Below are 23,218 nucleotides of genomic sequence, written 5' to 3'. Positions count from 1 at the left end.
ATGGATAATTTACAATGAGCTTATATTGGAACAGTTTTAGTTTTGTTTTTCATTATTTTTCCGCTTTCTATATACATTCAATTTAGAGTAAAAAAACTTTTTGATCAGGGTAGTAAGATTAAGTCTAAATTAAATGTTACTGGTTATCAAATGGCAAAAAAAATGCTAAACGACCATGGTATTTTTGATGTTAATATTAAAGTTGGTACTTATATGCAAGATAATTATAATCCAACTAATAACACCGTGACTTTATCTGAAGAGGTTTATAATAATTCTTCGATTACATCTCTTTCTGTAGCAGCTCATGAAATTGGACATGTAATTCAGTACCACAAAGCTTTTTCTTTGGTAAGACTTAGAACTAGAATGTTACCACTTGTAAAAATTTGTAATTTTCTTATTGGCCCATTATTTATGATTGGTATCTTTTTGATGTTCTCTCAAAGTTTTACTGCGGCTTATACTTTTGCTGCATTAGGTGTATTTGTTTTTTTTGGAATTACAGTTTTTCATTTAATAACTTTACCAGTTGAAGTTGATGCTTCAAGAAGAGCCTTAAATTATTTAAAAGAAAATAATTATCTTATTGGTAATGAAATTAATATTTCTAGCAAAATTTTAAGAAATGCTTCTTACACTTACTTAATGGCACTTGTTACTTCTCTTGCTTACTTTATTATGTTCATTCTTAGAATGCTACTTCTGAGTAGAAGATAGTATTAATTGCCTTTTATTTGTTTCATATAATTAAAAATGAAAAAAACTAATTCTTCTGAACTTTTATTTTCACCAGAACAAATTTTAGAAAAACACTTTTCTGTTGTTTTAAAAGGATATTCACCGATTGAAGTAGATGATTTTTTAGATAAAATTATTGAAGACTATCGAACTTTTTATAGTTTAATTACAGAATACGAAAAAGAACTTTTTATTTTAAAAGACAAACTTAACAAATCTTTAATAGAACACAAAAAATTATCAGAAGAAAATGAAATTTTGGCTCATAATCAAGAAAAAATTGAATCAGAAAAATTTGACAATTTAAATTTGATTAAAAGAGTATCTAGATTAGAAAAATTAATATCTAAAAATTCTAATTTATTTGATGACGAAGAAGATAATTAGATATTTTTTTTAACCTATTTCAGCTAACAACTGTTTTTTAAGAAAATAGAGGAAAGTCCACACTCGCACTGACTGAGATGTCAGTAGTGTTTGTGTAAAAGGAAACAATAACTTTTAAGAAATAATTTTATTTTATGGAAGAAGAAATTGCTAAGGAATTTATTCTATGCAAAAGTATTCAATAAATGCGCCACAGTGACGAAGCTTTTTAGAAATGAAAAGAGTGAAACGAGGCAAGCCCCACAAGCGAGCAACTCAAATTTTGGTAGAGGCACTTTAATTAGGGAAATGAACTTAATTAAAGATATTTTGTAAAAAATATAGATTAATGTTAGCAAACAGAATGTGGCTTATGAAATAGGTTAAAAAAAATACAATGAAAAAAATTTATTTGTTACTAGCGTTTTTTTTAAATTGCTGACTTATTTGTTTTTTGGCTATTTATGTAATTCAGATTATTAACAGCATGAATACCGGGACTCTTTCTGCATTTACAGTTATTTTTTTTATTTTTTCGGCAATGATTTTTGGCTGACTTGTAGATCATTGAAATAAATGAATTTATGATCGTTATAAATTTCAAACCAGCGATATTCGTTATCTTTATAACTTAATTATCGTTTGTACCGTTTCGCTTTTTTCAATTGGATTTTATTTTTTTTATGGATATGGTTTTGCCTTTGAATCAACAATTGAAATCGTAAATTCTTCCATTCTCATTGTTTATATTATTTCCAATTTAATGACCATGTTAATTTCGTATATTTTAATAAAAATGGAAACCGGAAATCTTTTTAACTCTCTTAAAAGAGTTAAAGGTGAAATTAAAAATATTAAAAAAGCTGATTCTTTGCAAGTTGAGCCAATATCTATAGATAATTATTTGTATGTTTATAAATTTCCTCATAATTGTTTAATTTACGATATTTCTTTTAGATATCCAAAAATTTCTCAAGATATCTATTTGTGTTCTTCAATTAATATTCCGTTAGTAGTTAACAAAATCGAAAGACTTGAATATTTTATTGTTATTAACAAAGCTAAAATTGTATCAATTTATAAATTCAACAAAGAAACGAAAGCCATTGAAATTACTAAAGATAATTTTACTGAATTAAAAGAGCACTTTAATTTAAATGATAGTTTATTATTAAAAAATGCAGTTGGAAACTACGTTCTAAACATTGAGCCAATTTCTGAAGAAGACTTCAATAAATTTAAAAAAACCATAAAAAAACTAAAACACAAAAAAAACTTGTTTATTTTTTATAACTTTTAGCATGAGATTTTGAAAAACTTTCATTTATTTTTGATTATTTTTTTCAATTATTTATTTTTTAATGCTTTTTTCCATAAATTTTTTAATTTTTTTTAATCATTATAGTAACTTAGACAACTTTTCTGATCATAAAATTTTAATTATTGGATTTTTTTTAGCAATACTATTGATTTTTTTAATCTTTTTTTCATTTTTCTTTTTCTTCAAAATTTTTTCAACTATTAAAAATAAAAAATTTTTTTTAGCTAAGAGATCGATAATGTTTATGTATCTTCAGCTATTAATTTTCTTTTTCTTTATTTTATTTTTTATATTTCAAAATTCATATTCAGATATTTTTCTAAATTATTTAAAAACAATCATTATTATTTTTATGATCGTTGCAACAATTACCTTAATAATGACGTTTATTTTTTTAATTAAAATTAAAAAAATTAACAATTTAGTTTTAGTAGAATTAACAAAACAAAATAACATCATCGAAAAATCAATTTAATAAATTGACAAAAATTAATGTTATAATATTAAAAAATTAGTTTTCAAAAGGAACATCAATGAATATTACCTTTAAAGAAAAAAATTGCACTTTATTTGATGCCAAAAAAAAGGAATTTGAAGCCCACATTTTATCAGTATTGGAAAAATTTAAGGTTTTAGACGAATTATGAAGTGTAAAAATTGATGTTGAATTTATTAATAATTCTCAATTATACGAGGTTTCTTGTTTTGCAAACCATTCAAAAGGTTTGAATCTTAACGCTAAATTTAGCGACAAAAATTTAGATTTTTTGTTTAAGAAACTTTTAGAAAAATTAACAACGCAACTTAAAAAAAAAATAAAGATTCATAAGGTTTAAGGTAAATTATATGAAAAAAATTCTTGCAATTGTTCCTAATGGTTTTGAAGAAATTGAATTATTACAGACGGTTGATATTCTTAGAAGAACCGGATTTTTAGTTTCTATGGTTTCTTTGTCTGAGGAAAAAGAATTGGTTGGCACTCACAATATTAATATTATTGCAGATCATAACAATAAGTATCTTACAAACGACAATCTATCTGCCTACGATTTATTATTAATTCCTGGTGGAAAAGGGTATGTTAATTATTTTAAAGAAGAAAATTGTCTTCTTTTAAAAAATATTGTTAATTTTTTTCTTCAGAATAATAAAAAAATTGCTGCAATTTGTGCTGCTCCTTTTGTCCTTGACAACTTAAATTTAATTAAAAATTTTAATATTTCTGTAACACCAAGTCTTGAAAATAAAATTCAACACAATAGAATTGTAAAAAAAAGAGTTGTCGTCGATAATAATTTAATTACTTCATCTGGTCCAGCTGACACTTGTTTTTTTACTTTTAAAATCATTGAAGCTTTAGTTGGTGAAGAAAAAGCAACAGACTATAAAAATCAACTTAGATATTACTATTGCACCGAAGAAAATAACTTTATTGAATCATAAAAAAATTAATTTTGCAAACCTAATTTCTCTTAGCAGACTTTTTCTTTGTCTTTCAGGAATAATTCTTTTATTTTTTACTTTTCATAACAGTCAAAGTCAGAAATTAAATTTTTATTCACCTTCCGGAATTAGACTTTTTATCGCAGTTATTATTTTTTTACTTTGTGGATTCACTGATTTTTTAGACGGTTATATTGCAAGAAAGTACAAATGTGTCTCAGATATTGGCAAATTATTAGATCCTTTAATTGATAAGATTTTAATTAATTTTTATTTAATTACAATTGTTGTTTTTACAAAAATAGGAAAAAATTATTTTTTTATTTTAATAACCTTTCTTTTAAGAGACTATGTTGTTGATTTTTTAAGATTAATTTTTTCAAAAGAAAAAATTATTATTAAGGCATCAATTTATGGGAAATTAAAAACAGTTATCCAAATTATTTTTATAACTTTGCTTTTAATTTCTTTTTATTTTGAAAACAACATTTTTTCACAAATTACTTTTTATTCTGGAATAATTGGTGTCTCTTTTTCAATATTTAGTATGCTTGACTATTTTTCAAAAAATAATATTATCAAAAAATTACTTTTTTTTGAGAAAAAAAATGATTAAAGATATTGGTTTCTTTTTATTCACCAATTTTTTTATTAAAAAATATGTTAAAAAAATTGCAAAAAACCTTCAAGAAAATCAAAAACAACTTCTTTTAGTTGAGTCGGCAACTTGTGGTTATATTGCTAGTGAATTTGGAAAAATAAATAACGCATCCAAATTTTTTCTTGGTAGTTTTGTAGTTTATTCAAAAATACTTAAAAAATCTTTTTTAAATTGTTTTGAAAATTATTTGTCATTTGATTATTGTAAAGAATCAATTAAATCTTGTAAAAAAATTACATCTTTCGATTTTTGTTTGTCAATTTCTGGAAATATTGGTAAAAACACTTGAGAAAATTTTTCTAAAGGAAGTTTTTTTTTAGCAATCTTTGATAATTCCAAAAATAAGTACTTTTTTTTTAAAAAAAATTGAAACTTATTTTTTTTATCAAGAAAAAAATGTCAAAAAATTTTAACAATTTACGCGCTTTTTTACTTATTAGTAATTTTAAAAAATAAATAATTTAATTTATAATCTAATTTAAAAATTTTAAAAATAATAAAAATAAAGGTAAATTAAATTAAAAAAAATTATGAACAACGAAACTAAAAAAAGTTCAGAAAACACAAACTTACACGATCCAAAAAAGTTTGAACTATTAAAAACTGTAATTACTAGCAAAATTAAATCCAATATTTTTGTTGATTGAAACAAAAAAGATTTTTCATATGAATGTATTAATAGCGGATCCTTAATGTTAAATAATGCCCTTGGAACAAATGGATATCCACTTGGAAGAATCACAGAAATTTACGGCCCTGAAGCATCAGGGAAAACAACTCTTGCGTTACATGCAGTTTCTGAATGTCAAAAAGCTGGAAAAACTGCTGTGTATGTTGATGCAGAGCATGCGTTTGATCCAAATTATGCAAAAAGCTTGGGAATTGATCTAGATAAATTGCTTTTATGCCAACCAGATAGTGGTGAGCAGGCATTTGCAGCAATTGAATTGATTATTAGATCTAGCATTGTTCATTTGTTGGTTATTGATTCCGTTGCAGCATTGCTTCCAACAAGCGAACTAGAGGGTGATATTGAAGATAATTTTATGGCATGTCATGCAAGACTTATGAGTAAAGCGCTTCGAAGAATTAATGGAATTATCAACAAATATAAAATTTCCGTAATTTTTATCAATCAAATTCGAGAAAAAGTTGGTATAACTTTTGGAAGCAATGAAACAACAACTGGTGGTAGAGCATTAAAATATTTTAGTAGTATCAGAATTGATGTTCGAAAAGAATCATTTTTAAAAAATGAAAATTCTGAAATAGTTGGGGTCAAAACAAAAGTAAAAATTGTTAAAAATAAGGTTTCAGCACCATTTAAAAGTTGCTCGATAAATATTTTTTACGGTAAAGGAATTGATAAAATTGACGAAGTGATTACTTTTTCCATTGAAAAAAATATTATTGAAGGAAAAAAATCTTGATTTTATTTTAATAATGAATTAGTTTGTCAAGGCAAAGAAACTCTAAAAGAAAAAATAATTAATGACAAAAACTTTTATAATGAATTATTAAAAAAAATTAAAATAAACCTTACAAGTTAAACAATAAAAATTATGAATATTTTGGTAATTGGTGATTTAAGTGGTAATTCTGGAAAAAAAGCATTAGAGACATATCTTCCCTTAATTAAAGAAAAATATAAAATAAATTTTATTATTGTAAACGCAGAAAATACTACTAATGGCAAGTCGCTTTCAATCAAAGATTATAATTTTTTAAAATCTTTAAAAGTTGATGCGATAACGATGGGCAATCATACTTTTTTTCGCGATGATATGAAAGAATTATTAACAAAAAAAAAAGATATTATCAGACCCATAAATTTTTCTCGATATGCCCCAGGCAACGGAACGTTATTAATTAACAAAAATTCCGTATTAGTTCGAGTTACTAATGTAATTGGAAAAACTTTTATCACTGATTCTGACAATCCTTATCCAATTTTTGATGATTTATTAAAATCAATTGAAGGTGAAAATTCAATTCATATTATTGATTTTCACGGGGAAACTACAAGTGAAAAAATTGCTTTTGCTCTAAATTACGATGGAAAAATTTCTGCATTAGTTGGAACACATACCCATGTTCAAACAGCAGATGAAAAAATTTTACCAAATGGAACTGGATTTATTACTGACATTGGAATGACAGGAAGTTATTACAGTATTTTGGGAGCAAAATCTGAAAACATAATTTTTCGTTTAAAAACAGGTTTATTTACTAAATTTACAACTGATGATGGACCAGCACAATTTTGTGCGATTTACTTAAAAGTCGATGAAAAGACCAAAAAAACCCTTGATATAAAAAGAATTTTTATCACTCCAGAAAAAAATTTTTTTTAAAAAAATAAAAATAAAAAAATTATTTAATTTTATTTTATAATCTATTTGGCTAAAAATTTAACTTAGCTAATTCGCAAAAAAAATTTTAAAAAAATTAATTTTTATTTTTGAAAATATTTTTTTTGTATTAAAATAAAATATTGACTCACTTAAAAAGTAAAGTCAAAAATTTAATAGTTCTTTGAAATCTAAATCATTAAAACGTCAATTTTTTTAATAAGAGTTTGATCCTGGCTCAGGATTAACGCTAGCGGCATGCCTAATACATGCAAGTCGAACGAAGCAGCAATGTTTAGTGGCGAACGGGTGAGTAACACGTACTTAACTTACCCCTATGGATTGTGATAACATTTGGAAACAAATGCTAATAATGAATATGTTAAAATACATAAGTATTTTAATAAAAGATGCCCTTAAAAGCATCGCCTAGGGAGAGGAGTGCGGAACATTAGCTTGTTGGTGGGGTAATAGCCTACCAAGGCAATGATGTTTAGCAGGTTCGAGAGGATGTACTGCCACATTGGAGCTGAGATACGATCCAGACTTCTACGGAAGGCAGCAGTAGGGAATTTTTCACAATGAGCGAAAGCTTGATGAAGCAATGCCGCGTGTGTGATGAAAGTCTTCGGATTTTAAAACACTGTTATAAGAGAAAAAAAGCAAAATTAGGAAATGAATTTTGTTTGATGGTATCTTATTAGAAAGTCACGGCAAACTACGTGCCAGCAGTCGCGGTAATACGTAGGTGGCAAGCGTTATCCGGAATTATTGGGCGTAAAGAGTGAGCAGGCGGTTTTTTAAGTTTAATGTTAAAGGTTAAGACTCAATTTTAATTCGCATTAAAAACTGGAAAACTAGAGTGTGGTAGAGGATAATGGAATTCTGTATGTAGTGGTGAAATACGTAGATATACGGAGGAACATCAATTGCGAAGGCAATTATCTGGACCATTACTGACGCTCAGTCACGAAAGCGTGGGGAGCAAACTGGATTAGATACCCAGGTAGTCCACGCAGTAAACGATGAGTACTATATTTTGGGGGGTTTTCCCTCAGAGTAACAGCTAACGCATTAAGTACTCCGCCTGAGTAGTACGTTCGCAAGAATGAAACTTAAAGGAATTGACGGGGACCCGCACAAGCGGTGGAGCATGTGGTTTAATTTGATATGACGCAAAAAACCTTACCAAGGCTTGACATTGCCTGCAATAATTTGGAAACAAGTTGGAGGTTATCAGGTAACAGGTGGTGCATGGTTATCGTCAGTTCGTGTCGTGAGATGTATGGTTAAGTCCTATAACGAACGCAACCCTTATTCTTAATTGCCAGCATTTAGTTGGGGACTTTAAGAAAACTGCTAGTGTAAACTAGAGGAAGGTGAGGATGACGTTAAACCCTCATGCCCTTTATGCCTTGGGCTACACACGTGCTACAATGGTAGATACAAACAGTTGCGAGACCGCGAGGTTAAGCCAATCTGAAAAAATCTATCTCAGTCCGGATTGAAGTCTGCAATTCGACTTCATGAAGTCGGAATCGCTAGTAATCGTAGATCAGCATTGCTACGGTGAATACGTTCCCGGGTCTTGTACACACCGCCCGTCAATCCACGAAAGTTGATAATACTAGAAGTCAATCTACCTAACAGTTTTACTGAGGGAGTTGCCGAAAGTAGGATCGACAATTGGGGTTAAGTCGTAACAAGGTATCCCTACGGGAACGTGGGGATGGATCACCTCCTTTCTACGGAATAAAAATTATAAAAATTAAATTTATATAATTCATATTTGGCGTTTTATGGTTTAGATTTGAAAGACTATTAAGGTTCTTTCAAAAATCTTTGAAATATTTTGAAATTTAGATAGTAATTCATCAGGTATTATGAAAATAATACGAAAAAAAATGTAAATTAAGTTACTAAGAGTGTATGATGGATGACTTGGAAACAATAGGCGATGAAAAACGTGATTACCTGCGATAAGTTCTGGGGAGCTGGAAATGTGCTTTGATCCAGAAATTTTTGAATGGGGAAACCTAATAATTTTTAAAATTATTATTATGTTGTGAATACATAACAACATAAGGCGAACTTAGGGAAATGAAACATCTAAGTACCTAAAGGAAAAGAAAGAGAAATCGATTTCCATAGTAGCGGCGAGCGAAATGGAAAGAGCCTAAACCAAATTTATTTGGGGTTGTAGGATCAAATAATAAATTAAATAAAAACAATAGTTGAATAACTTGGAAAAGTTAACGATACAAAGTGATAGTCTTGTAAACAAAATTGTTTTTATTTAAGAATTTGACACCTGAGTACAACGAGACACGTGGAATCTTGTTGGAATCATCGCAGACCACTGCGAAAGGCTAAATACTAATTGTTTACCGATAGTGCACCAGTACTGTGAAGGAAAGTTGAAAAGAACCCCTTGCGGGGAGTGAAATAGAATCCTGAAATCATACACTTACAAAAAGTCAAAAATCGTTAATGATTGATGGCGTGCTTTTTGTAGAAAGAGGCGGCGAGTTATAATTATTTGCAAGGTTAAATCGTAGAGATGGAACCGTAGTGAAAGCGAGCTTTAAATGAGCGTTTAGTAAATAGTTATAGACCCGAAACCGGGTGACCTAACCATGAACAGGTTGAAGATACAGTAAAATGTATTGGAGGACCGAACCAAAGTCCGTTGAAATGTCCTTGGATGATTTGTGGTTAGAGGTGAAATTCCAATCGAACTCGGTTATAGCTGGTTCTCCCCGAAATAGTTTTAAGACTAGCCTGAAATTTATAATAGCGAAGGTAAAGCACTGAATATATGATGGCCTTTCATCGGGTACTGAATATAATTAAACTCTGAATGTCGTTATTTTTTGTTTTGGAGTCAGACCATGGGGGATAAGCTTCATAGGTCAAAACGGGAACAGCCGAGATCACCAATTAAGGTCCCTAATTTATGCTGAGTGGAAAAGGATGTGAAAAGACAGTGACATCTAGGATGTTTGCTTAGATGCAGCAATCATTTAAAGAGTGCGTAACAGCTCACTAGTCGAGTCTTTCTGCACCGATAATGTAACGGGGCTAAGCATAAAACCGAAATTGTGAACTTTATTTTTATTAATAAAGTGGTAGGGGAGCGTTATAAGTGCGTTGAAGAGTAATCGCGAGAATATTTGGAGCGCTTATAAGTGAGAATGCCGCCGTGAGTAACGAATGAAGGTGAGAATCCTTCACACCGAATGACTAAGGTTTCCTGGGCCAGGTTCGTCCTCCCAGGGTTAGTCGGGTCCTAAGATGAGGCTGAAAAGCGTAGTCGATGGATAGCAGGTTAATATTCCTGCACTTGTAAAAGATGGAATGGAATGACAAAAAAAGCTAGAAAAAGCCAGAGACTGGTTGTTCTGGTCTAAGCATTTAGGTTAACATATAGGCAAATCCGTATGTTGTTAAGACTGAGGTGTGAAAGATAGTGAAAGTCCTCGGATAAGTAGCGAAGTTTTCGATGCTCTGTTTTCAAGAAAAGTTTCTACTGTTAAATCTTTTATAACCCGTACCGATAACGAACACACGTAGTCAGGAAGAGAATTCTAAGGTGTGCGAGATAACTGTTGCTAAGGAACTCTGCAAAATGACCCCGTAAGTTCGCAATAAGGGGAGCTTCTTTTAGAAGCCGCAGATAATTCAGCCATGGGAACTGTTTACCAAAAACACAGCTCTCTGCTAAATCGTAAGATGATGTATAGGGGGTGACACCTGCCCAATGCTGCAAGATTAAGAGGAGATGTGATTCAAAAACTTTTTGTTTTTGTTGAGCATTGAATTTAAGTCTCAGTGAATGGCGGCCGTAACTATAACGGTCCTAAGGTAGCGAAATTCCTTGTCAGGTAAATTCTGACCCGCACGAATGGTGTAATCATCATGGCGCTGTCTCGGCAGCAGACTCGGTGAAATCTTAATACCTGTGAAGATGCAGGTTACCCGCAACTAGACGGAAAGACCCCATGAAGCTTTACTAAAACTTACTATTGAATTTCAAATTTTTATGTACAGGATATGTGGGAGAATATGAGATAATGACGCTAGTTGTTATTGATTCGTCCTTGGGATACCACTCTTAAAAATTTGAATTTCTAATTTACTTCTATAATCTAGAAAAAAGACAGTAGTTGGTGGTTAGTTTAACTGGGGCGGTTGCCTCCTAAAAAGTAACGGAGGCGTCCAAAGGTATTTTCAGCATGGTTGGAAATCATGTTTTGAGCGCAAAGGTATAAAAATGCTTAACTGTGAGACCTACAAGTCGAACAGAGAAGAAATTCGGGCTTAGTGATCCGGCGATTCTTTGTGGAAGGGTCGTCGCTCAACGAATAAAAGCTACTCTGGGGATAACAGGGTTATCTTCCCCAATAGTTCACATAGACGGGAAGGTTTGCCACCTCGATGTCGGCTCATCGCATCCTGGAGCTGTAGCCGGTTCCAAGGGTTTGGCTGTTCGCCAATTAAAGCGGTACGCGAGCTGGGTTCAGAACGTCGTGAGACAGTTCGGTCCCTATCTGTTGTGGGCGTAGGAAAATTGAGAAAGTTTGTTCTTAGTACGAGAGGACCAGAATGAACTCACCTCTAGTGCATTAGTTGTCATGCCAATGGCACAGCTAAGTAGCTATGTGAGGTTTGGATAAGTGCTGAAAGCATCTAAGCACGAAGCCATTTTCAAGATTAATTTTCCCATCCTTTATGGAGTAAGATCCCTTATAAACTATAAGGTTGATAGGCTGGAAATGTAAGCATGGTGACATGTTAAGTTGACCAGTACTAATAGATCGAGGACTTAATTTACAAGTACAGATGAATTCTATCTAAATTTGAGAGTATTTCTCTCACCAAAATTAAAGTGGTTTTGATAGCACAATGGACACACCTTTTTCCCATTTCGAACAAAGAAGTTAAGCATTGTAACGGCGACAATAGTGTAAGCGAAGATAGCAAGAAGCCACTTTTTTTTATTTTAAATAATATATTTTTTAATATATATTCAAAATAAAATTTCTATTTTTCTAATTAAATAAAAAAACTTCCCAAAAAAAGTTATAATTTTATATTATGAAAATACATATTTTTAAAACTGAATCTGAGGCATCAGAATTTGCTTCAAAAATTTTTTTAGACCATTTAAATCATAAAAAAAACTCAGTTTTTTGTTTTGCAACTGGTAGATCTCCAATTCATTTATACAAAAACTTTGTTTTAAATTATCAAAAAAATTTAACTGATTGAAGCAAGGTGGTTACTTTTAATCTAGATGAGTATGTTGGCTACAATGGGACTGAAAAAAACAGTTATCGAAAATTTATGAACGATCATTTATTTTCAAAAATTAACATTAATTTAGAAAATACTTATGTTCCAAATGGCATTGGTGACTTAGAAAAAAATTGTTTTGACTTTGAAAAAAATATTATTAATCATCACGGCATTGATGTTTTACTTTTAGGACTTGGTGTCAATGGACATATTGGTTTTAATGAACCAAACACCCCATTTTCTAGCTTAACACATGTTGTAAAATTACACGAACAATCATTAAAAGATCACGCGAAACATTTTTTTAATAATAATATTAATGAAGTTCCCAAAGAAGCGGTAACAATGGGAATAAAATCAATTATGAACGCTAAAAAAATTGTTTTATTAGCGTTTGGTGAAACAAAAACTAATATTTTGCAAAAATTGATTGAAAATGAAGTTACTAAAAAAGTTCCCGCATCAGTATTACAATTACACCCAGATTGTCATGTAATATGTGATCAGATTGCAGCAAGCAAGTTAACAAATACAAGTTTATACAACCAACTTCACTTTTATAATTAATTGAAAAAAACTGTTGTTTTAGCCTTAAGCGGTGGAGTCGATTCTGCTTGCTCTTTTTACCTGTTGTTAAAAAAAAATTTTCATGTTATTCCAGTTTTTATGAGAAACTGAGACTCATATTTGAACAATGAAAAAAATTTAAACAAAGATAAATATTTCTTAGAGACTGAAGTTTGCAATTATGAAAAAGATTATCATGATGCCTTGCAAATTGCAAAATTTTTTAACACAGAACTAAAAAGAGTTGATTTTGTTGATAAATATTGAAAAAAAGTTTTTCTTCCATTTCTCTCAAAATATCAAAGAGGGATGGTACCAAACCCAGATATTTATTGTAATTTTTTGATTAAATTTGATGAATTTATCAAATACGCCAACTCAATTGGTGCAGATTATATTTCTTTTGGACATTATTCTAAATTAAAAAATAAAAAAGACGGAATTCATATGTACATTCCTAAAGATAAAAAAAAAGACCAAACTTATTTTTTATCTTTATTAAAAAGTTGACAACTTCAAAAAATTATTTTTCCCCTAGAAAATACTACTAAAAAAAAAGTTTATCAAATTATTAAAAAGATAGGTCTTAATTTTCTTTTAGAAAAAAAAACTTCAACCGGGATTTGCTTTATTGGAAAAAGAAAATTTCATAATTTTTTAGCAAATTACTTACCTATGAAATCTGGAAAAATTATTGATATTGAGTCAAAAGAGCAAATTGGAACTCATTTAGGTGCCTACTATTACACGATTGGGCAAAATAAAATGTTAAACTTATCTGGAATGAATAGCAAATACTATGTTTTTGAAAAAGATGTTTCAAATAACATTTTATATGTAGCAAAAAAAAATAGCATTTATCACTTATCATATAAGTGTGAAATCATCAATTATAATTTTTTTGTTCCAAAAAACTTATTAAAATATCACGGAAAATGAATTAAGGCTAGATTTAGATATCAACAAAAATTTTGCAAAGTAAAATATTTTTTAGATAATAAAAAACTTTTTGTTTGATTCAAAGAGCCGCTCTCATTAATAACCGAGGGACAATTTGCAGTTTTTTACCACAAAAAAGAATGTCTTGGTGGTGGAGAAATTGAAAAATGTTATAAAATTAAAAAAATAAATGGACAACTTTAATTTAAAAGACAAAGAAGAAGTCAAAGAAAATAACAAAAATAACGGTAATATTATTACTTCTATTTTTGGCGATTCAAAATTAGTTAGAGTATTTTTTACTATTTTTTGTTTTTTAATTATTCTTTTAGTTTTAAATTCTGTAAAGCATGAGTTACTTTTGCTTTTAATTATTTTTCTTCCCTTATTTATTGCCTTAATAACTTGTTGATTAATTCATCCAATTGTAAAGTTTTTTTACGATACTTTTAATTTTGAATCGGTTGCGATAAAATATGCAATTTATTTTTTCTTCCTTTTTTTCGTGTTTTTTCTAGCATTTTTAATTGGTAAAAGTTTACTTGAACAATGATCGCCTTTCTTTAACAAATTTTTAGGCGATAACGCTTCAGTTAAAGACCTTCTTAACATATTACAGCAGCACAAAAATGCATATATTACCGGTATCTCAAATATTAATTCTCAAATCACAATTTATTTTTCTGATGGTGCCCATGAACCAATTTCTGGTTACATTGGATATTTTTATCTTTTTATTATTAATTTAAATCATTATCAACCAAATCTTTTTACGTTACATGTTGTAAATTCTACGATTAATTTCTTATTAAACAACAATGCGACCTCTGATTTTTTTGAAACTAATGTTTTATCTCTTGTTAGTATTGGACTAAAAATTGGTTTTGTTGTCTTTCTTTCAATTGTTTTTTCTTTATATCTTTTAACAAGAAATCAAAAAAAGTTTATTGTATGATTGACCCAAAAACTTTGGGATTCAAAAAAACATCAAGAAAAAGTTGTCTTAATTTTCAACAAATCAATTGGATCATGAATAAAAGTTTTAATCATTGATCAGTTTATTATTTTCTTTGTAATCTTTCTTTTTGTTTTACTTGCGGGATTTGTCGGACATAGCGATATTTTTCGCTCATCATTTATTATTTTCCCATTATTTATGTGTATTTGTTGTTTTGTTCCTATTATTGGTCCAATTGTTGGTTCAATGCCAATGTTATTAGTTTCAATTACTGAAATTTCTTCAACCCAAAACTATCTTCCTTTAGTTTTCATAGCAATTGGAATTATGCTTGCAATTTCTATTGAAGCTCTAATTGCAACGCCAATAATTTTTAACAGAACCACAAAGTTACATCCAATTACAATTATTTTATCAATTTCAATTGCTGGTGCAATTCTTGGAATTTGAGCCATGCCATTTGCAATTCCATTTACCATGATTACCAAAGAAGTTGGTAATGAAATATATGGGAAAAACTGAAAATTTTAATTTATGAAATACTTAACAAGTAGTGAAATTTGTGAAAAATTTTTAAATTTTTTTAAAAACTTAAATCATGAAATTTTACCTTCATTTTCTTTAATTCCCCAAAACGACAACTCAATTTTATATGTAAATGCTGGAATTACACCAATAAAAAATTATTTTACTGGAATTGAAATTCCAACCTCAAAAAGAATTGCATTTTGTCAAAAAGTTATTAGAACCAACGACTTAGATGAAATTGGCTCGTCTGGTTTTCATCTTTCGTTTTTTGAAATGCTTGGTAACTTTTCAATTGGCAATTATTTTAAAAAACATGCTATTTACTTTGCTTTTAAATTTTTAACTGATAAAAATTATTTAGCAATTGATGAAAACCGACTTTATGTTACTGTTTTAGAAGAAGACAAGGAAGCTTTTAAAGAATGATCTAGTTATTTAAAAGACGATCATATTATTTTAGCAACTAAAAAAACCAACTTCTGAGATCTAAAAAAAGGACCTTGTGGCTCTTGTACCGAAATTTTTTTTGATTTAGCTCCAGAAACTAAAGAAAAACCTTCAATTTTAAGAAAAGGGGAAAAAAGCGAAAGATTTTTAGAAATTTGAAATATTGTTTTTTCTGAATTTAACAATGATGGTTTTAACAATTATTATCCGTTAAATCAAAAAAATATTGATACTGGTGCAGGGCTTGAAAGATTATGTGTTGTTTTACAAAACAAAAAAAATGTTTTTGAAACCGACGTTTTTTTGCCTTTGATAAAAATTATTGAAAAAAAATCTTTTTTAAAGTTTGATGAGAAAAATTTAAAAATAAAAAAAATTTATTGAATTATTTTAGATCACACAAGAACGATTACTTTTTTAATCAATGAAAAAATTAGTTGTTCTGGAAAAGGCAGAGGATACATTTTAAATAAGTTAATTAAAAGAGTTCAGCTTATGTTAGTTGACCTTTCAATTGACTTAATTCAAGAACAAGAAAAAATCTTAAAACTTTTAGTTACCGAAATTTATAAAATCTACCAAAAAAGATACGACTTCGAATTTTCTATTTTAGAAGTAGTCAAAATAATTATTAATGCATTTGAAAAGTTTAAGGTAATTATTACAAAAACGCAAGCTTTAATTAGTTTTTACCAAAAAAATAACCAAAAAATTGATCATAATTTAGCTTTTAAATTACACGATACGTTTGGATTTCCGGTTGAAGAATTAAAAAATTTATTTTTTGATTTAAACATTAACATTAACTGAAATAATTTTCAGAAACTAGTAACCGATCATATTTTACTTTCAAAAAAACATAAAAATTTTACAACTGGGATGGATATTCCCCCAGACATTGTTTATTTTTTAAAAAAGTATCAATTTCAAAGTTTTCATAACGAAACTTTTTTAGAAGATAGCAAACTAATTTTATTATTTAACAGTAATTTTGAGCCCGTTGAATTTTTAGAACAAAATGACTTTGGCTATGCAATTTTTGAAAAAACTTGTTTTTATCCAGAATCTGGTGGACAAATTTTTGATACTGGAATTATTTTTGATGCAAAAAGCAAAATTGAAGTGACAAATGTTCAAAAATGATTTTTTAACTCGGTGATCCATCAAGTAAAAATTGTAAAAAATAATTTATTTCAAAAAAAAACTTATAAAATGCGAATAAATTATGAAAGAAGAGATGCAATTACAAAAAACCATTCTTCAACTCATGTCATCAATCATTTTCTATTAAAAGACATTTCGAAAAAAATTTATCAAAACGGAAGTTATATTGATGAAAATAAATTAAAATTTGATTTTTTTTCCGATGTTTTGATAAAAAAAGATAAGATTGCCTTATTAAATAAAAAAATTAATAACTTTATTAAAGAAGATCATGAATTAAAAATTTATTTTGAAGATTATGATAATCTAAAAAATAATGAAAAAATTGTCAAAAATTTTCCCTTGAAATATGATAAAAAAGTTAGAGTTGTTAATTTTGGAAAAAATATTTCTGAATTATGTAGTGGAACCCATGTAAAAAATTTAAATGAAATTGAAAACATTTTTATTTATGATTTTAAAAAAACTGGTGAAAGTAACTATCGAATTATGGCAACTTCATCAAAAAAATATTCAAAAATTATTTTTGATACCATGAAGGCAAACCTAATTAATAAATATCAAAAATTAAACAGCCTATACTTAGAAATGCCAGAAAAACTACAAGAAACATTTTTAAAAACCAATTCACTTTTAGAAATTAAAGAAGAAATTGACGCCTTAAAAGATTTTGATTATCAATCAAAACTTAAAGAAAAAGAAATTGATGATAAAATTCTTGTTTCAATGAAAAAAATTAAAAAAATTTTAGAAAATGTTTCTTCACAATTAAATTACAAAGAACCAGAAATGATGACATATTTTTACGAAAATTGTCTTCTTTATGATCAAAATAATTTAAAAATTTTAGTTTCTAAAACCGCAAATTCAAATTACAAACTAATAAAAAAATTTTTAAATCAAGAAATTAATAACTTTGATTTAATTATTGTTAACAATCTAGTTACTGATAAGTGGCAAATATTTTTTTATTTTTCTTCAAAAAAAACTTCTAATTTAGATGAGTTTAAGAAAAAATTAATTAAATTGTGAAAAAATGATCTAAAGCATGAGTTAAAAATTAAAGATAATTTTGGACTTATTTGTGTTTCAAAAGAAGAAAATGATTTATTTTTTAGTTTATTAAAAGTAATTATTTAGGATTAAATTGATTATTGGCTTAGATCTTGGAAAAAAAACCCTAGGCATTGCAGTTTCATATGACTACAAATTAGTTCTGCCAAGCAAAACAGTTTTTTATCAAGAAGGTGATTTTTTACTATTAGTAAAAAAAATTAAAGAAATTTTTTTTCAAGAAAAAATCGAAACTATTGTTTTAGGTTTAAGTTTTAGGACAGATAAAATTACTGAAACAACAAAAATGATTTATTATTTTTATTTTCTTTTAAAAAATCACTTTCAAGCCACAAAAATTGTTTTAGAAAATGAAAATTACACCACTAAAGAAATAAAATCTTTATATCGACATTTTTTTCCCAAAAAATATTTAAAAAAATTTCGTGCTGCAAAAGATAGTAGTAGTGCCGTATTAATATTAGAAAATTATTTAGCAAAAAATCTAAAAAAATAAATATATTTTTTCGTTTTTTGTTAAAATCTATTTACAAAATGAACGAAAAAATTATTTTAACTCAAGAGGGTTTTGAAAAACTACAAAAAGAGTACAACGAGCTTATTAATGTGGTTCGTCCAAAAGTTATTTTAGATTTACAAAACGCCAGAATTCAAGGGGATTTGAAAGAAAACGCTGATTATGATGCAGCAAAATCTCACCAGGCTGAAGTTGAAAGTCGGATCAAAGAACTTGAAGTTATTTTAGAAAAAGCAGAAATTTTTCGCGAAGTAAAAAACCAAAAGAATGTTTCGTTTGGAAAAACAGTTCTTCTTCATGATTTTGACTTAAAAAGTGATTATCAAATTAAAATTGTTGGTGAAACAGAATCTGACCCATTTTCAGACCCAATAAAAATTTCTTATTATTCAGATCTTGCCAAATCTCTTTTAGAAAAAAAAGAAAAAGATATTATTTTTGTAAAAACAGTAAAAAAACCTTATAAAGTAAAAATTTTAAAAATCTATGAATAATAAAAAAGAAAAAATTTTATTAGATCTTTCTGGAAAAGAAAGTATTTTTGATAATGAAAAAAATCTTGGTTGAGGGGGAATTTCTCCAGAAAGAATCATCAATTTAGGGTTAGAATTTATTTCTTCGGTTGAACATGCTGCAAATTTTGATTATATAAGTGCAAACCATCATAATTATCTAAAAATGAGCAGTTATTTTAATTCATCACACATCGCAAACTATCATTGATACAACGAACATATGAATGGCAGCTTTAATAATGAAGATTTTTATCTTCCGGATTGGAATTTTTAAGTAATGGATATAATTTTTGAACACTCAGGGAAACAATATTATGGAAAAGTGGGAGATTCTATCTTTTTAGACAAAATTAACGAAGAGGTTGGTAAAGAAATTTTTTTTGATAAAGTTTTAGTTTATCAAAAAGAAATTGGTAAGCCATATCTTGACAAAAAAGTTAAGGTTTTAGTAGAAAAGCACGGAAAACACAAAAAAATAATTGTTTACAAACACAAAGAAAAAAAAAATTATCAAAGAAAAAAAGGCCATAGAAGCACTTATACAAGAGTAAAAATTTTAGAAATAATTTAATGATTATTATTTCTGTAAATAAAAATGAAAAAAGCATCCTAAAAATTTCTGTTTCTGGTCACGCAGGCTTTAATTCTTATGGTAATGACATCGTATGTGCTGGAGTAAGTGCGGTTACTTTTGGTTTTTTAGAATATTTACAAATTACTGAAGAAAAAGGAATTACTTACGAAACTTTTGAAAAAGAAAACAAAATTGTTTTTTTCTTAAAAAATCAGAAAAATAAATTTTTTGATAAAATATTTAATATCTTATATATTCAGTTAAAATTGATTTATAATAATTATAAAAAAAACATTAAGTGAATTGAAACTTATGAATAAAAATAAAAAACTAATTTTAAAAAATTACCTTCAGTTTTTTGCTTCAAAAAAAGGTGTTGGTTCTTCAAAAAATAATCGCGACTCACATTCTAAAAGACTTGGTATGAAGGCAAGCGACGGTCAAAAAGTTCTTGCAGGTACAATTATTTATCGTCAACGAGGAACAAAATTTTTTAATGGTAAAAACGCTGGTCTTGGCAAGGATTTTACAATTTTTGCTTTAAAAGATGGTGTTGTTCAATACAAAAATAAAACAAAAACCAAAAAAATTATTAATATTATTTAATTTTTCTTGCAAAAAATTCGTCAATTTAAAAAAAAAGCACCAAAAAAGGTAGCTTTATCGAAAAAAACTTTACCAAACAACTTTTTTCCATATATTTTAACAATTATTTTACACATCAAAAAAGACTTTGCTTCTAAAGAATTATTAGATAGATCTTTGAATCTTTTATACAACAATGAAAATAAAAATTTTCAATTTATTGTTGTTTGTTATTCAAAAGACAAAACTATTATTAAGTTATTAGAAATTTATGAAAAAAATCAAGAAATTTCCTCTTTTTTTAAAGTTTATTATGTTTTAGAAAAAGTAAATGATTTTGATGACTTTGAATTAGCAAATGATAATTTTGTTGAATCACATGTTGATATTTTTGCCAAAGCTTTTTCAGATATTCAAGGCAAATATGTAAAATTTTTAGAAGTCTCTGATTGATTAAATACCCAAGAATTATTAAACATTATCGATATTTTACCTTCTCTTTCAACCGATTTAGTGATAACTGATCAAATCAATATTTCAAAAAATAATACTTATTCCCAAATTAATTACAAAAAATGATTTAAAAGTTCTTCTTTTTTTAAAATCAAATTTTTTAATTTTAAAAAAAATATTTTTTGCTTAGAGTCAATTATTTTTAAAAATTCAATTTTAAAAAAATTTTCCTTTCATTTACAACCAGAAAATGTTTATTTCCCAATTCAGTTTTTAAGTCTTATCCTATCATTTTCAAAAAATGGGATGTATTATCCTAAAAATCTACATTATCACGTCAAGCAAGAACCAGTTCCGATAAAATTTCACTTTGAAGAATTTTTTTTAATAATGAAATCCTTTTTTGAGATTGATGAATCACTTTTTTTATTCGAACAAAAAAAAACTTATGGAATATTTTTGCGAATGATTATTAGTTATGCTATTTACTCACTGAAAAAAAACCAACAAAATAGTGAAAAAATTAAAAAATTACTAATTAATTTTTTAACTAAAGTTTCTTCAAGAAAAAGCTTAGTTTTATCTTGAAAAATCAAGCTTTTTCTAAAATTGAAAGGAAATAAAATTTCTTTACTTTTTTTTACAAAAAAGTCAAACATTCTTTTTTAAGTTATTTATTTAAATGAAAAAAATTTTTGTTGATGAAATCAGACTTTTTTTAAAGGCTGGAAATGGTGGGAGTGGAATTATTGACTTTTTGCATTATCCAAATCAAGAAAAAGGTGGGCCATCTGGTGGAGATGGAGGAAACGGGGGCGATATTTATTTTCGTGTTAATTTAAATGTTAATAGTTTTCTCGATTTAAGTCATAAAAAAAAGATCATTGCCGAAAATGGTGAAAACGGGAAAAATTAATTCAAAAACTGGGAAAAACGGCAAAGATACGATTATTGATCTTCCGCTAGGAACTAGAGTTTATAATGAAAATAATGAAATAATTTGTGATTTAAGTGATCATAATGATACTTTTTTAATTTGCAAGGGTGGTGTTGGTGGTCATGGCAACAAACACTTTAAAAGTAATTACAATAAGACCCCATATCTTTTTGAAAGAGGCGATCTTGGTGAAGAAAAAACGGTTACTTTAAAGCTTTTATCGCTTGCAGATATTGGAATTATTGGTTTTCCAAACAGTGGTAAAACCTCACTTTTAAATAAACTTACAAATTCAGAATATCGGGTTGCAAATTATCCATTTACCACTTTAATTCCCAATTTATCAGTGTTTAAAATCGACAATAAAAATATTTTTTTATGTGATGTTCCGGGAATTATTGAAAATTGTAGTCTTGGTAAAGGCTTAGGAATTAAATTTTTAAAACATATTGAAAGATGTTTTATTTTAATTTATTTAATTGATTCATCTTTAAGCTTTGAAGAAATTAAAAATAATTTTAATTTAATTCGAAAAGAACTAAAAAACTACAGCATTGATTTAGCAAACAAACATTACTTTTTAGCTTTTTCAAAAATTGATCTAATTGATCAAAAAAAAATTTTAGAAATCTTAAAGTTGTTTGAAAATTTACCAAAAGAAAAATATTTTATTAGCATTAAACACGAAACTGAACTAAAAAATACTTTTTTAAAAATATTTAATAAAGTTTTAACAATTAAAGAAAATTTTAAACCAGAAGTATTTTATCAAAATATTGAACTAAAAGAAGATCCAATAACATTAGAAAAAATTGAAAACAATCTATTTTTGGCACATTCTAAAAAATTGAGTTATTTTATTTGAAAAATTCCCCCAGAAACCGATCAAAATATTGAAAGACTTGAGAAAAAAATTAAATTTTACTTATCAAAAAAAATATTAAGCTACTACAACGTTCAAGAAAATGATTGAATTAAAATTGATGACTACCATTGAAAGGTAAAATTTTAATAATGAATTTTTCTTCAAAAAAACTAGAAAACTACGCTTCATATTTGAGTGATTTTTTACAAGAAACATTAAAAAATACGAAAAAAACTGGGTATGTTTTGGGAGTATCTACAGGAATTGATTCAACATTATGTGCTAAATTTTTATCAACAAGTTCTTTTGAAAATATTTATCTTTATATGTTTCACAAACGTGATTCAGAACAAAAAAAATTAATTAAAAAATTGGAAAAAAAGTTTCAAATTACGGTTTTAAAAATTAATCTGGCACCAATCATTAAACAATATCAAAAAATTTTTATGAACCAAAAAATTAAATTTGAAAATTTAATTCCAAGAATTAGAATGAATATTCTTTATTTATTTGCGAATAATTTTAATAAATTAGTTTTAGGTACGAGTAATTTTGATGAATGAAATCTTGGATATTTTACAAAATTTGGCGATGGGGCAAGCGATGTGCAATTATTTTTAAATACTCCCAAAAAAGTTATTTTTCTTCTAGCAAAATTTTTAAAAGTTCCAAAAATTTTTATTGATAAGCCACCTTCTGCAGATTTATATGAAGGACAAACCGATGAAAAAGAATTAAAATTTTCATATGAAGATAGTTTTAATTATTTTTTTAATCAAAAAAATAATCTTTCCAAAGATACGGTAAAAAAGATTGAAAAATGAAAAAATTCTTCTTTTCACAAAAAAAATTCTTTAAATTTTCCAAGTAAATTTTTAGAATTTTTTAACTAATTAATTTAAAATTTTTTAAAA

At 27.3% G+C, this 23,218-nt stretch carries 23 protein-coding genes, 3 rRNA genes and 1 other RNA gene; all 27 read left to right on the top strand.

Annotation, left to right across the window (positions count from 1 at the left end; all coding sequences use genetic code 4):
* The 27 genes from JTY60_RS02725 to nadE all read left to right on the top strand — a co-directional run bounded on the left by JTY60_RS02725 (position 1) and on the right by nadE (position 23,197).
* Complete coding sequence (locus tag JTY60_RS02725) at positions 1-720, top strand: zinc metallopeptidase (protein WP_434414588.1); 720 nt, start codon at positions 1-3, stop codon at positions 718-720.
* 36 nt (positions 721-756) lie between these two features.
* Positions 757-1,128: a DivIVA domain-containing protein gene (locus JTY60_RS02720; RefSeq protein ID WP_434414587.1), complete on the top strand. Its 372-nt coding sequence runs from the start codon at positions 757-759 to the stop codon at positions 1,126-1,128.
* Between the two features lie 15 nt (positions 1,129-1,143).
* Positions 1,144-1,485: RNase P RNA component class B (rnpB, locus tag JTY60_RS02715), an RNA gene on the top strand.
* 109 nt (positions 1,486-1,594) lie between these two features.
* Positions 1,595-2,407, top strand: coding sequence for a hypothetical protein (locus JTY60_RS02710; RefSeq protein ID WP_434414585.1), 813 nt, complete (start codon positions 1,595-1,597; stop codon positions 2,405-2,407).
* A 554-nt stretch (positions 2,408-2,961) separates the two neighbouring features.
* Complete coding sequence (locus tag JTY60_RS02705; RefSeq protein WP_434414584.1) at positions 2,962-3,264, top strand: hypothetical protein; 303 nt, start codon at positions 2,962-2,964, stop codon at positions 3,262-3,264.
* A 10-nt stretch (positions 3,265-3,274) separates the two neighbouring features.
* Positions 3,275-3,871, top strand: a complete 597-nt coding sequence (locus tag JTY60_RS02700) for a DJ-1 family glyoxalase III (protein WP_434414583.1) — start codon at positions 3,275-3,277, stop codon at positions 3,869-3,871.
* The gene (gene pgsA, locus JTY60_RS02695) at positions 3,861-4,487 is read left to right on the top strand and encodes a CDP-diacylglycerol--glycerol-3-phosphate 3-phosphatidyltransferase (protein ID WP_434414582.1); all 627 of its coding nucleotides are present in this window, start codon (positions 3,861-3,863) and stop codon (positions 4,485-4,487) included. The genes JTY60_RS02700 and pgsA overlap by 11 nt, the downstream gene beginning before the upstream one ends.
* Complete coding sequence (locus JTY60_RS02690) at positions 4,480-4,992, top strand: CinA family protein (RefSeq protein ID WP_434414581.1); 513 nt, start codon at positions 4,480-4,482, stop codon at positions 4,990-4,992. The genes pgsA and JTY60_RS02690 overlap by 8 nt, the downstream gene beginning before the upstream one ends.
* A 70-nt stretch (positions 4,993-5,062) precedes the next feature.
* Entirely contained in the window at positions 5,063-6,082 is a 1,020-nt protein-coding gene (gene recA, locus JTY60_RS02685) for a recombinase RecA (RefSeq protein ID WP_434414580.1), read from the top strand.
* A 12-nt stretch (positions 6,083-6,094) separates the two neighbouring features.
* Positions 6,095-6,886 carry a TIGR00282 family metallophosphoesterase gene (locus JTY60_RS02680; protein ID WP_434414578.1) on the top strand — a complete coding sequence of 264 codons (792 nt, stop codon included), beginning with the start codon at positions 6,095-6,097 and terminating at the stop codon, positions 6,884-6,886.
* 212 nt (positions 6,887-7,098) lie between these two features.
* A 16S ribosomal RNA gene (locus JTY60_RS02675) occupies positions 7,099-8,628 on the top strand.
* A gap of 164 nt (positions 8,629-8,792) precedes the next feature.
* A 23S ribosomal RNA gene (locus JTY60_RS02670) occupies positions 8,793-11,716 on the top strand.
* Positions 11,717-11,770: 54 nt separating this feature from the next.
* A 5S ribosomal RNA gene (rrf, locus tag JTY60_RS02665) occupies positions 11,771-11,876 on the top strand.
* Together the 16S, 23S and 5S rRNA genes form the textbook arrangement of a ribosomal RNA operon.
* Before the next feature lie 104 nt (positions 11,877-11,980).
* Complete coding sequence (nagB, locus tag JTY60_RS02660) at positions 11,981-12,748, top strand: glucosamine-6-phosphate deaminase (protein ID WP_434414577.1); 768 nt, start codon at positions 11,981-11,983, stop codon at positions 12,746-12,748.
* The gene (mnmA, locus tag JTY60_RS02655) at positions 12,749-13,891 is read left to right on the top strand and encodes a tRNA 2-thiouridine(34) synthase MnmA (RefSeq protein ID WP_434414576.1); all 1,143 of its coding nucleotides are present in this window, start codon (positions 12,749-12,751) and stop codon (positions 13,889-13,891) included.
* Positions 13,878-15,176 carry an AI-2E family transporter gene (locus tag JTY60_RS02650; protein ID WP_434414575.1) on the top strand — a complete coding sequence of 433 codons (1,299 nt, stop codon included), beginning with the start codon at positions 13,878-13,880 and terminating at the stop codon, positions 15,174-15,176. The genes mnmA and JTY60_RS02650 overlap by 14 nt, the downstream gene beginning before the upstream one ends.
* Before the next feature lie 3 nt (positions 15,177-15,179).
* Positions 15,180-17,924, top strand: a complete 2,745-nt coding sequence (gene alaS / locus JTY60_RS02645) for an alanine--tRNA ligase (RefSeq protein ID WP_434414574.1) — start codon at positions 15,180-15,182, stop codon at positions 17,922-17,924.
* 7 nt (positions 17,925-17,931) lie between these two features.
* A complete protein-coding gene (locus JTY60_RS02640) occupies positions 17,932-18,354 on the top strand; it encodes a RuvX/YqgF family protein (protein WP_434414573.1) in 423 nt (140 codons plus the stop codon).
* 38 nt (positions 18,355-18,392) lie between these two features.
* Complete coding sequence (gene greA / locus JTY60_RS02635) at positions 18,393-18,869, top strand: transcription elongation factor GreA (RefSeq protein ID WP_434414572.1); 477 nt, start codon at positions 18,393-18,395, stop codon at positions 18,867-18,869.
* Positions 18,862-19,164 carry a hypothetical protein gene (locus tag JTY60_RS02630; RefSeq protein WP_434414571.1) on the top strand — a complete coding sequence of 101 codons (303 nt, stop codon included), beginning with the start codon at positions 18,862-18,864 and terminating at the stop codon, positions 19,162-19,164. Before greA ends, JTY60_RS02630 begins: the two co-directional genes overlap by 8 nt.
* Positions 19,165-19,167: 3 nt before the next feature.
* Positions 19,168-19,461 carry a 50S ribosomal protein L21 gene (gene rplU / locus JTY60_RS02625; RefSeq protein ID WP_434414570.1) on the top strand — a complete coding sequence of 98 codons (294 nt, stop codon included), beginning with the start codon at positions 19,168-19,170 and terminating at the stop codon, positions 19,459-19,461.
* A complete protein-coding gene (locus tag JTY60_RS02620; protein ID WP_434414568.1) occupies positions 19,461-19,784 on the top strand; it encodes a ribosomal-processing cysteine protease Prp in 324 nt (107 codons plus the stop codon). Before rplU ends, JTY60_RS02620 begins: the two co-directional genes overlap by 1 nt.
* Positions 19,777-20,070 carry a 50S ribosomal protein L27 gene (gene rpmA / locus JTY60_RS02615; protein ID WP_434414566.1) on the top strand — a complete coding sequence of 98 codons (294 nt, stop codon included), beginning with the start codon at positions 19,777-19,779 and terminating at the stop codon, positions 20,068-20,070. Before JTY60_RS02620 ends, rpmA begins: the two co-directional genes overlap by 8 nt.
* Positions 20,071-20,076: 6 nt before the next feature.
* Positions 20,077-21,171 (top strand): hypothetical protein, encoded by a 1,095-nt coding sequence (locus JTY60_RS02610; RefSeq protein ID WP_434414565.1) that lies wholly within the window; start codon positions 20,077-20,079, stop codon positions 21,169-21,171.
* A gap of 13 nt (positions 21,172-21,184) precedes the next feature.
* Positions 21,185-21,418: a hypothetical protein gene (locus tag JTY60_RS02605; RefSeq protein WP_434414564.1), complete on the top strand. Its 234-nt coding sequence runs from the start codon at positions 21,185-21,187 to the stop codon at positions 21,416-21,418.
* Entirely contained in the window at positions 21,396-22,451 is a 1,056-nt protein-coding gene (locus tag JTY60_RS02600; protein ID WP_434414563.1) for a GTPase, read from the top strand. The genes JTY60_RS02605 and JTY60_RS02600 overlap by 23 nt, the downstream gene beginning before the upstream one ends.
* A gap of 2 nt (positions 22,452-22,453) precedes the next feature.
* Entirely contained in the window at positions 22,454-23,197 is a 744-nt protein-coding gene (gene nadE / locus JTY60_RS02595; RefSeq protein ID WP_434414562.1) for an NAD(+) synthase, read from the top strand.
* The last annotated feature ends 21 nt before the right edge of the window (positions 23,198-23,218 follow it).

The organism is symbiont of Argiope bruennichi (assembly GCF_051094275.1).
Lineage (GTDB): Bacteria > Bacillota_I > Bacilli_A > Mycoplasmatales > SG1.
The sequence above is the reverse complement of the archived record's forward strand: the minus strand, read 5'-3'. Positions and strand labels throughout refer to the sequence as shown.